The organism is Brevundimonas sp. UYEF29 (assembly GCF_040546195.1).
Classification (GTDB): domain Bacteria; phylum Pseudomonadota; class Alphaproteobacteria; order Caulobacterales; family Caulobacteraceae; genus Brevundimonas; species Brevundimonas huaxiensis.
Genome location: NZ_JBEPNH010000016.1, coordinates 24,216 through 34,587, shown reverse-complemented (window position 1 = coordinate 34,587; position 10,372 = coordinate 24,216). Strand labels below are relative to the sequence as shown.

8 protein-coding genes are annotated in these 10,372 nt (G+C 55.7%); all 8 read right to left on the bottom strand.

From position 1 onward, the window contains the following. Positions 1–276 precede the first annotated feature (276 nt). On the bottom strand, positions 277–1,314 hold the full coding sequence (locus ABIB58_RS16165; protein ID WP_354042927.1) for a glycosyltransferase family 4 protein: 1,038 nt from the start codon (positions 1,312–1,314) through the stop codon (positions 277–279). Then, positions 1,311–1,964 (bottom strand): acetyltransferase, encoded by a 654-nt coding sequence (locus tag ABIB58_RS16160; protein WP_354042923.1) that lies wholly within the window; start codon positions 1,962–1,964, stop codon positions 1,311–1,313. The genes ABIB58_RS16165 and ABIB58_RS16160 overlap by 4 nt, the downstream gene beginning before the upstream one ends. Further along, the gene (locus ABIB58_RS16155; RefSeq protein WP_354042920.1) at positions 1,961–4,789 is read right to left on the bottom strand and encodes an FkbM family methyltransferase; all 2,829 of its coding nucleotides are present in this window, start codon (positions 4,787–4,789) and stop codon (positions 1,961–1,963) included. Before ABIB58_RS16155 ends, ABIB58_RS16160 begins: the two co-directional genes overlap by 4 nt. Positions 4,790–4,843: 54 nt before the next feature. After that, positions 4,844–5,839 carry a GDP-mannose 4,6-dehydratase gene (locus ABIB58_RS16150; protein WP_354042916.1) on the bottom strand — a complete coding sequence of 332 codons (996 nt, stop codon included), beginning with the start codon at positions 5,837–5,839 and terminating at the stop codon, positions 4,844–4,846. After that, positions 5,836–6,831: a GDP-mannose 4,6-dehydratase gene (gene gmd / locus ABIB58_RS16145; RefSeq protein WP_354042913.1), complete on the bottom strand. Its 996-nt coding sequence runs from the start codon at positions 6,829–6,831 to the stop codon at positions 5,836–5,838. The genes ABIB58_RS16150 and gmd overlap by 4 nt, the downstream gene beginning before the upstream one ends. An 87-nt stretch (positions 6,832–6,918) precedes the next feature. After that, positions 6,919–8,043: a DegT/DnrJ/EryC1/StrS family aminotransferase gene (locus tag ABIB58_RS16140; protein WP_354042909.1), complete on the bottom strand. Its 1,125-nt coding sequence runs from the start codon at positions 8,041–8,043 to the stop codon at positions 6,919–6,921. A 10-nt stretch (positions 8,044–8,053) separates the two neighbouring features. Beyond that, positions 8,054–9,316, bottom strand: coding sequence for a glycosyltransferase family 4 protein (locus ABIB58_RS16135; protein WP_354042906.1), 1,263 nt, complete (start codon positions 9,314–9,316; stop codon positions 8,054–8,056). Continuing rightward, positions 9,313–10,359 (bottom strand): glycosyltransferase family 4 protein, encoded by a 1,047-nt coding sequence (locus ABIB58_RS16130; RefSeq protein ID WP_354042902.1) that lies wholly within the window; start codon positions 10,357–10,359, stop codon positions 9,313–9,315. The genes ABIB58_RS16135 and ABIB58_RS16130 overlap by 4 nt, the downstream gene beginning before the upstream one ends. Positions 10,360–10,372 lie beyond the last annotated feature (13 nt).

Sequence of the window (10,372 nt, the reverse complement as noted above, 5' to 3'; positions counted from 1 at the left end):
GCTGCGCGGCCCGGCCTGTTGCTCACCCCACGCTGCGAGGCGTAACTAACCCAAGGACTCTGGTCGCCGCTGGATGAAAACTCAGGGGCACGTCAGGGTCACGTCACGTCCTTTCGAGGGGCGGACCTAGCTATTCCTGGAGGAGTTTCAGGGGTCACGGCAGACGCCCTGAGCGTGTTCAAGGGGATGATGATCTGCGCGCCTTGCTGCGGCTGTGCCACAGCCGGGACGTCCCGCCGCGGGCACCGTTCTCGATGGCTTGCTGGGTGCGTCGCACTATGCGGTTAATCTCGACACCACGTGGCGCCAGTTGATGTTCATCTCGGCTATCCGCTTGTGGGCACCTTGGCCCAGAGCCTTCGCAAGCTTACGATCCAACCACAGCCTGTCGAACGCAGCCCCAACGGCTTGGGGGTCGGCCTTAGCCATCAGACCGCTCAATCCATCCACAACCAACTCCCCGACGCCACCCGCATCTTGGACCGTGACAGTAGCCCGGCGGTAGTGGGCAGCCTCTAAAGGCGGATAGCCATAGCTGTCCTCATCTACGGGGATATACACAGCCGCGAGCGCTTGACTGAGCAAACTGCCTTTCTCACCCTCGCTAATCCAACGACTGTCGATCGTGATCTTATTCTGGAGCCCATGAAACCTGACGAGCTCATGAAGGGAGGCAAGATACTGAGCGTTCTGGCTTTCCCCCGCGATTCGGAGCCGGACTGGCGTTTTGGTATGAGCTATGGCTTCGATGGCGAGGTGTTGTCTTTTGTGGTGCTCTATGCGGCATACGAACAGCAGCTCCCCGCCATACCCCATCGCGGGACCCGTCACAGCGATGTCGACGGGTGGGTAGAGAACTTCGGCTTCCACGCCGTTGAATTTTTTCAGCCTTGCGGCCACAATCGCCGAGTTGGAAAAGACAGCATGAGCCTCCTTCAGGGCAAGGGTGTCAGCCTGAAAAATATTTTCCCGCACGCTAGACCAGTACGCGGTCTTATTTAAAGTATTATAGTCACTGTCCCAGAGATCGTAGAATATCCGCTCATGATGGATGAACCACAGTACTTTTCTGGGATGCCTGATGACATGAGCTGGCGGCCTTGCACAGATCACCATGTCGCAAACGCGCGATAGATCCATTGCACGGAATGTAGCCATTTCAGCGATAATCGTTTTGGGGTTGCCCGTAAAAGGCATCCAAATTCGCTCAACCTGATGCCCTGACTCGATCAGATGTGGCTCTAGCTGATCGACAAAATTACGGTAACCTCCCTTCACGTGCGGCACCGTTGAGCTGACAATTCCAATCTTCATTCGCGTCCCCGACCTCTTGTTCGTGCAGGCGCCCCCATTACCAAGGCACCGGCCGTTACCGCCGCGACAACGACGGAACCGGCCCCAATGACCGCGTCCGCTCCGATACGCGTTCCCGGACGAGCCACGCTGCCGATCCCGAAAAGAGTGTGATCGCCGATATGGGTGCTGCCGCCCATCACTGAACCCGGCGCAACATGGGTTCCATGCCCGATGATGCAGTCATGCTCGACGATCGCTCCGGTGTTGACGATAGCGAATCTGCCGATCCGAGCGTCGGCGTTGACAACCGCGTTTGCCAAAACCACTGCTCCCTCTTCGATACAGGCGTATGGCGATACGACGGCGGAGCGATGGATTATAGCCGGGCAGACAAAGCCCAGCGCAATCAGCCGCTCCCCGATCTCGGATCGCACACGATTTTGTCCAATCGCCACAACGGCGAACCGCAATCCCGTTTCAAAAAGGGCGAAAGCGTCTTCGTCGCGGCCAATCACCGGCACCCCGAGACATTCGTGGCCAAGCCCTGTGTGATCCAGCACCCCGATCGGGCTCCAACCACCTGTGCGAGCGGCATCTATGACGACCTTGCCATGTCCCCCGCCGCCAATCACCAGAAGCTTGCGGTCCGCCCCCTTATCGTCGATCATGCAGGCACTACCTTTAGCGTGGCCGGCACTTCGCGCGTGAGAAGGATGTTTATGCTGAAAACACTTTCGAGGCCGTTCGTTCGTAGCGGGGTGATCGTGGATGTTGCTTCATTTATCTCGAAAGCCATAAATCCTGTCTTGGCTATGCGGGCCATCCAGGCTGCAACGGTGATTGCTCCGCGTTCGAGATGGAGCGGACCGAACTCTAGAATGATCCGGACATCAGGGTTGTCGGCAACCGTGGCCTTCAGCCCATCAAGCACCGACAGCTCCCATCCCTCCACATCGATCTTGATTACGTGAACCTCTAAGCCGGCCAAAAGATCGTCCGGCTTAAGCGTATCCACGGTGACTTTCTCGGTCGCTCCGTCCAACGAAATCAGCGAATTGTGGCCTGATGTTCGCCCAATGTTTAGTGGTGCAGAGCCTTTCCGGTCGCTGGCTGCGGCCTGATGCAGCACGACGCGATCAAAGACGCCATTGAAGTGCATGGTTGCAAGAAAGGCGGCGGCGGTGGACGGCGTCGGTTCGAAAGCGATCACCCGTCCTCGCGGGCCGACCCGACGCCCGGCCACCACTGAGAAAAGTCCCACGTTGGCTCCGATATCTACAAAGCAATCTCCTTCTGACAAGAGAGCTTCGACAATACCGATTGTTCCGGGTTCAGGGATTGAGCCATCTGAATAATAAGAAATAGCCTCAAGATCGGCCTCGGGTACAGCGAGGAAGCCAATCACGCTTCTGCAGACAACGAGTCCGAGGCTGGGTATTGGGAATATTTGCCTTACAAGTAAAGTATTCAGACTTTCTGCCAGAAAACGGCGAACATCGACTGTCGCGTCGGAAATACTTTGTGTACTAGCGAGCACGCTGTCGATTTTCCTTCGTTCTAATTGGATCTCAGAGTCCGTAGCCTTCATTTGTTGTAGCATAGGGGGGACGCTTGCCTCGAGCTCGCTAACCAGGGGCAGCAATTGCCTCAATGTCGAAACGACTTCCTGTTCAAAAACAGCGCGACTATTAGATGCCAGCCCTTCCTCCAAGGCGGCTGTCGTCATGGCTGGTATTCCGTCAATTATCCTTTGTAAGCTGGCAAGACCGCCGGGGACCTCTCGGACCGTATGTGTCAAATCGTCGACAAGGTTCCTGAGGGTTACCTGCCCCCGGCCGACATCAACGATCTCCTCCCTCAAACCCGCAGTCGGGTCGGCGCTTTCAATCCGATCAGCTTTATAATTCAGGTCAGACAGCTTATTCTTGATTTGATCAAGCTGCCGATCCAACGCGGCAACTTGGAGACTTGTAGACAAATGGGCCTCTGACAGAGTTTTGACTTCGGCTCTGACCTCTCGGGCATGCGCTCCAGTCTCGACATCCACCAATGATCTACAAATGTCAGCCATTTGTTTGGATAAAGAATCAACGGATCCATGCACCATCTCTAGCGCTTCTTTGTTGACCCTTTGAATGCCATTAAGTTCAGCGAGGTCTACATGCAGTCTATCCATACTAGTCGGCAAGGATCGATATGCATCCGCTTCCTTGACGCTGCCAGCTATAATCTGAGCTGTAATTCTCGAAACCCTCAGAGCACGCCTTTGGGTCTGCAAGACCAGCTCAATGACAGCGGCGTTCACGCGGGCGTCCTGATACATCAGCGCGACCTCGCGAGAGAGGGTGCTAACCTCTCCGCAGGTATGCTTGACGGCGGCCTGGAGCGTGTCACTACGGGATTCCAGGCGGTCTGCAAGTTGTCCGCCCAAAGCGATGGCCCGAGCCGTGTCCTGTCCGATGGCGTCGAGTTTTCGGCTTAGCGCCTCGACTCTTAGACGACTATCGTCCGCATAGATGGCTTGATGGCCGGTGATTGCCTCTACGCTTGAAAACAGAAGATTTCGGTCGTGACTGGAAACGCGCTGAGCGTCGGCTTGACCTTCAGCGAGCCTGTGGATCGCTTGATGCATATCGGCGATTTCGCGTGCGAGCCGGCTGCGCTGAAGCGACTCATCATGGACACGCTCGAATGTTCGCCGAGGTTGAAACAAAGCCAGCATCCGGCGACCCAGCATCGCCCAGTAGGACGAGGGCCTATCAGCAGAGGCTGCCGCAGGCCGCGCTAATGAAACCTCCTCAAACGCTTCAACCGATGGGTATATCGGAGAGTCGAATGCGGTCTTGAGATTCAACAGATCAGGACGACCAGCCGCAACCGTTTCAGAAGCGGTGCCGTCTGGGGAGGCAGCCACCAGCTCCTGAATAGGCGCCGAGGCGTCGCTCGTCGAGGGGACAGTTACTGTTAAGGAGCCAGCCGCCGCCGCAACGGCGTCAAAGTGACGGCCGAGATTAATGGCCACTATTGATCCGCGAAACGCCCGCGCCGCCGGAGATTGCGACAACCAATCAGGCCAGGACGACGGAGGGGAAACACACACTTCCACATCGGTCCAGCCGGTGTCGAGCGTATCAAAAAACCAGAAGTGTCCTTCATATACGCAGGACAGCCGCAGTGTGACGTCTCCAGCGACGTTAGGCACAACGACTCTCATCTTGTAGTTCCGGCTTTCTGCCGGATGGAAAAAGCCTCCTACCGAAGTTCGGGGACCCTCCTGTACGAGCACCTCGACCGCACTCGCGTCCAACCAGCGGGAGGACAGATTGAGAGAGTCTTTATCGTCCCACGTGATCGCGTCGTCACTGTTATTAGTGAGCACGACATCGAGATCCAGAGTCTGACCTACAGCTACATGTCGAAAAGTCTTGACAGAGCTCACGACAGTGAAGCTTCCAGCGGCCTCTTGTAGCAGTTTGATCTCTGGCTTGGTCATACAAACTGCTCATTTGCGTGTTATTATGCTTACCGCCGTCTGGGAGTGCGGGTGTTACATGTTGGGCGGTGGCGCGCGATTTTGCAACGCGGCCTTTTTCAAATTTTCCCTGTGCCATTGGAGCAGGTCATCCAAGATATCCGACACTGCACGCTGTGGAGCCCAACCCACGAGAGCTCGCAGTGCGGAGGCATCACCTATCATCTGTGGAATGTCGGCAGGCCGGAGACGCGATGGATCGACGGATATCGTGATCGGGATTCGCGCCCTCTCGCAAAGCTGCTCCAGGAGATCAGCGAGCCTTTCTGCCCTGCCGGAAGCGATGTTTACGATTAGGCGTTGAGGCAGATGAAGCCTTGAGGTTAACAATTGGACGTAGGCATCGACGACGTCGTCGACATGTAGGAAATCCCGCTCGGCGCTGAGATCTCCCACCTGAATTACGGTCGGCCCAACGCCTTCCTCTGCTCGCGCGATTTGACCGGCGAACGAGGACAAGACGAAGCGCTCTTCTTGCCCTGCGCCTGAATGGTTGAACGCCCGCGTGATCAACAACTGCGTCTCGCGCGGAAGGATGTCACGAAGAATACCCTCCGCCGCTAATTTAGATACCGCATAGGCGTTAAGCGGTGTGGCCAGCATTGCCTCTGTGGCGTGGCCTGATCTTAGGCCGTCGCCATACACATCGCCGCTGGAGGTGAAAAAAAATACACCACCCGGGGCGTGATCCCGAACAGCTTCGGCCAGAACAAATGTAGATACGGTGTTGACACGCCACGTCTGCCCTCCCCCAAGAATAGCGGCGCCCACCGAAGTTTGGGCTGCGCTATGGAAGACAACGGACGGTCGCAACAACCTTACAAGGTTCCGCACGCCATCCGAATCGGTCAAATCGAGCGTTTCGATTTCCCAGCCATCAGGCACCGCACCTTGCGCGCTGCGCGCTACCATTACTCTGCGATGGCCGGGGAATAAATCAACAAACTTTTCTGCAAGTCGACGACCGACAAATCCTCGCCCGCCGGTCATCAACAAGACAGGTTCGTTCATTGAGCGCTTTGGACCTTATCTGTAGTCAGACGCTGAAGGTCGACATCGACCATTTCCCTGATCAACTGCTCGAGCGAGACCTCAGGCGACCAACCTAGCTGTCGCTGCGCCTTCTCAGGATTGCCCAGCAGTACGTCAACTTCCGCCGGCCGGTAAAGGTCTGGATCAATGACGATGTGGTCATCGGCAACCAAACCGGCATGTGCAAACGCAATCTCGCACATATCCCGCACGGAAGTGGTTTCACCCGTCGCAACAACATAGTCATCAGGCGCATCTTGTTGAAGCATAAGCCACATCGCGCGAACGTAATCCCGGGCGTGACCCCAGTCACGCTTCGCGTCGATGTTGCCCAAACGGAGCTCAGTAGCCATGCCCAGCTTGATCCGCGCAACGCCGTCGGTAACTTTCCGCGTAACGAACTCGACGCCCCTCAGAGGGCTCTCATGGTTGAACAAGATGCCAGAACTGGCGTGCATCCCAAAACTCTCGCGGTAGTTCACGGTCGACCAGTGGCCAAACAATTTCGCCACGGCATAAGGCGACCTTGGGTAGAACGGTGTTGTTTCAGACTGCTTGTCTTCCTGGATCAGACCATACATCTCCGACGAGGAAGCTTGGTAGAACCGGGCTTGCGGCGCTCCGATTCTTACCGCTTCGAGAATGTTCAGTACGCCGATCCCAGTGACTTGCGATGTAATGATCGGCTGTTGCCAAGAGGTCGCCACGAAAGACTGGGCACCCAAATTGTAAACTTCGTCTGGCTGGATTTCAATGACGATGCGCAGAAGGCTGGAAATGTCAATTAGGTTGCCGTCGAGGATTTTGACCTTGTCGTGGATTCCCATCCAGCGCAGGCGGTGATCCGCGACGCCGCCATGCGACGACCGGCGCACTAACCCGAAAACTTCGTATCCCTTGGATAGGAGCAGGGCAGCAAGATAAGCGCCATCCTGTCCGGTAATGCCTGTAATCAGCGCTTTGCGGACCATTCTAATATCCTCTTGTATAGTTCTGTTTAGTGTGATCGCGCGTGCCAAAAACCAAAGAGCCTCGACGCCGTTCGAATTTCCGCCAGCTTAAAAGCCTCCGGCTGTCCTCAGCGTCCGAGCCACACGCCGGACATCCCCATCGCTCAACCCAGGGAAACTCGGCAAACTGATTCCACTTCGGGCGATACGCTCTGCCTGTGGGAATGAAGCCGGCGAGGAATACATGGGCATGTCGTGCGCGCAGTAGAACACTGGTCGAGTGTCTACCTTCAATGCGCGCATTTCGGTCATGACCTGCTCGCGCTCGACCCCTTCCGGGAGGAGCAGGCTGACCAGCCAGTCGGACCCTACGACGCCCGGCAGCGGGTCTTGAAATGAGACAGGCGAGTCGGACAACAGTTCACGATACAAAAGGCCGATTTCGCGCTTTCGTGCCAGTATTGTGTCCACGCGCTCCATCTGAGCTAAACCGATAGCGGCGCAGATGTTCGTCATGCGATAGTTGAACCCGATCTCGTCGTGCCAATACCGTTTCGTGGCCGACTGACCTTGACCCTTAACCTTCCGCATCCTGGCGGAGAGCGCCGCATTCCGGGCCACCACCATCCCGCCTTCGCCCGTAGTGATCGTCTTGTTACCAAAGAAGCTGAAGGTTCCAACATCCCCGAAGCCACCCGTATGCGTCCCGTTGAGCGTTGACCCCAAAGCTTCTGCACAGTCTTCGATCAAGGCGATACCGTGCTCGTCCGCGATGGAACGGAGAGTAAGCATGTCACATACCGCGCCATAAAGGTGGACAGCCAAGATGGCTTTTGTGCGCGGTGTAATCTTCGCCTGAACATCCTGCGGATCCACCAACCAGTCGCTGGCGCGGCAGTCAACAAACACTGGCGTTGCACCAGCTTGGGCAATAGTGTTCACTGAAGCAATGTAAGTAAAGGTAGGCACGATCACTTCGTCGCCTGGGCCAATATCTAGACAGTGAATCGCTAAGTGAAGCGCTACAGTACCATTGGTGACAGATACTGCGCCTGGAACGCCTACGAAATCAGAAAAAGCTTGTTCAAACTTCTCTGTATAAACACCGATAGACGATATCCACTGAGTATCAAGACAATCATTCACATATTTTTTTTCATTGCCGGAAATATCAGGCTCGTAAACAGGTAAAAACCGCTGACCTTCACTACTCGCGTTATCTTCAGATATCATATCAAACACCTTAGCCCCGTACGGCCCGAGACATATAAAGCTCGTCCACCGATCTACCCAGCGTCTCTAGCGCAGGCAACATAATGTTTCCATCCGGATAGCATATCGTAGGAGCCAGCCCCCGACATGCCTCCGCCACCGGCAAAAACGAAAGCGCTTGAGCGATAACGCCCTCTAAGCGATCCACGTAGGCGGCCGTTGAGAAGTTATCGCGCGCCCAATCGCGAGCCTGGAGGGCCCTTTGATCAGCTGACGGCAAGTCGGCTAAAATTCTGGCTATGGAATGAGAAAGATCTTCAGGATCATTCCCATATGACACCTTTTCCAAAAGTTCGGACGGAACGACAGAATAGCTGGCCACGTCCGAAACAATCAATGGCCGAGCATGGTACATGGCGGTGATAAGCGACGCGGAGCCCCCCTCCGTCACAGGATACCTAAGACAGCAAATTACATCCGAACGGGTCAAGACCTCCGACATATCGCCGTCGGACAGATAGCCGTGAAATATTGGAACGCTCAACTCGTATTGGACGGCAAGAGCGCTGAATGCGGCTCGGTCCCGGTCCTCAATCGCTCCAGCGAGATGTATCTCGATCCTGCCGAACCTATCTTGAAGAGCAGCAACTGCGTGGATCAATCTATCCGGCTGTTTGTGCGTCGTGATGACACCGAAGATTGTGATGCGGAACGGCCCATCTGCGCGGGGCAGCGGGTCTGGCGCGCCAACATCCGGGAAACAGAGCGGAATATTTTCGACTAGGCCAGGACAAACCTCTGCGACCGACGCCAGATAGTGAGGCCCATGGACAACAGCAGCACAGGACATGGCGGCGATGGATTGCAGCAACGGGCGTGAGGCGGGATCAACGAGATCGAACCCATCAGGGCGTAGTTCGATCTCGGATGCGCCGGCCAGCAAGGGCAGCTTGACCCCGTGCTGATGTTCCATTCCGTAGACGTAGTGGCGCATCTCAGCGTCGTGGAAGATGGCCAGCGCAGGTCTATCAACTGCTACGGCCAAGGCTCCAGCATGGTACGGTGCGTGGTTTCCGTAGTTGATAATGGTTAAGTCCACGTCAGGCGGAACGGCCGCCCCAACAGGCACAATAGGGGCTAGGCACGTTCGTTCGGGCAAAGCTCCCGTGACTTTGTCCTCGATGCGCAACACGTGGATGTCGTAGCCCCGACGAAACAACTCATCGCACACTTCAACACTGAAAGTTGCGATAGCAGACTTGATATTGAAAGGAGTGGCCCAAAGAATTTTCACGATCTGCCCCCCAAAAGTGTATCGATATTTGCGCTCCAGGAAATGTCTGCAGCACGCCAAAGATGTCGAGCGTCGCCCCCCATCCTTTTTGCAAGCGCTGGATTACCCACCATTGCGGCCATCGCCGCCGCGAGTTCTTCGAGATTGGGGCCAGTCACAAAGCCTGTCTTTTGGTCATGAACGATGTCCAGCAGTTCCCCCGCGTCAACACAGGTTATGACCGGCTTTCCAGCCTCGAACGCTTCCATCGTCACATAGCCGTAGGAGTCTTCCTTGAAAGGAATGTAGGCGACTGCGGTGGCATTGTTGACGTAATCAGCTAACTCGCCGCGGCTCAAAAACCTGAGATCCAGCTTCACACGATCGGCCAAGTCGTGTTTTTCGACGAGTCTACGAATCTGGGCGGCGTATTCCGGCGTCTCAGGTGGTCCAGCCACAATCAAACGCGCAGTGGACGGCATTAGCGCCATTGCCTCAACGAGTAGATGCTGTCGTTTCGCTGGATTCACCCGCCCGGCTGCTAGTATATATCCCTGTCCGTCACCCCCAAGAAATAGTTCCGGATCGTTAATTGGCGCCCGTAGCGGTACCGAATGCACCCCGTTATTTTGCAATAGGCGCTCGCTGATCTCTGCCGAGATGGTGAATACGCGCTCGCGAGATCTGAAATAATCATCGTCGGTGGTTCGGATGAAATCTCTCACACTTCGCCCTTGTGCGTCGTGCGGAAGATTGGAATAAGGCGAATCCCACATGTCGTAGGCCTGCCTATACTGGTGAACCAACCACGGAGTACTCTGCTTCGCTTTCACATGATAGGCAGGAAACTTCATGGTTATGACGTGATCGACGGAAGAGAGATCCATCGCCTTGTACCGGGCGACCTCACCGGGAATCCCAGTATAAGGCTCCCACTGGAAAGGCAGTCGCAAGAGCTCGGCGTTGAAGTTTCGTAGCTCCAAGTTCCTAACCAAATGAGTGGCAAGCTCTTCAGCCCCCCCCCAAACGAAAGGAGCCATGGTCGTGACAACGAGAATTTTCACCACACAACCGCGC

What these genes read in the sequence shown, in the direction of transcription:
- ABIB58_RS16165 (WP_354042927.1), bottom strand. Translation starts at nt 1,314, where the DNA reads ATGAAGATTGGAATTGTCAGCTCAACGGTGCCGCACGTGAAGGGAGGT.
- ABIB58_RS16160 (WP_354042923.1), bottom strand. Translation starts at nt 1,964, where the DNA reads ATGATCGACGATAAGGGGGCGGACCGCAAGCTTCTGGTGATTGGCGGC.
- ABIB58_RS16155 (WP_354042920.1), bottom strand. Translation starts at nt 4,789, where the DNA reads ATGACCAAGCCAGAGATCAAACTGCTACAAGAGGCCGCTGGAAGCTTC.
- ABIB58_RS16150 (WP_354042916.1), bottom strand. Translation starts at nt 5,839, where the DNA reads ATGAACGAACCTGTCTTGTTGATGACCGGCGGGCGAGGATTTGTCGGT.
- gmd (WP_354042913.1), bottom strand. Translation starts at nt 6,831, where the DNA reads ATGGTCCGCAAAGCGCTGATTACAGGCATTACCGGACAGGATGGCGCT.
- ABIB58_RS16140 (WP_354042909.1), bottom strand. Translation starts at nt 8,043, where the DNA reads ATGATATCTGAAGATAACGCGAGTAGTGAAGGTCAGCGGTTTTTACCT.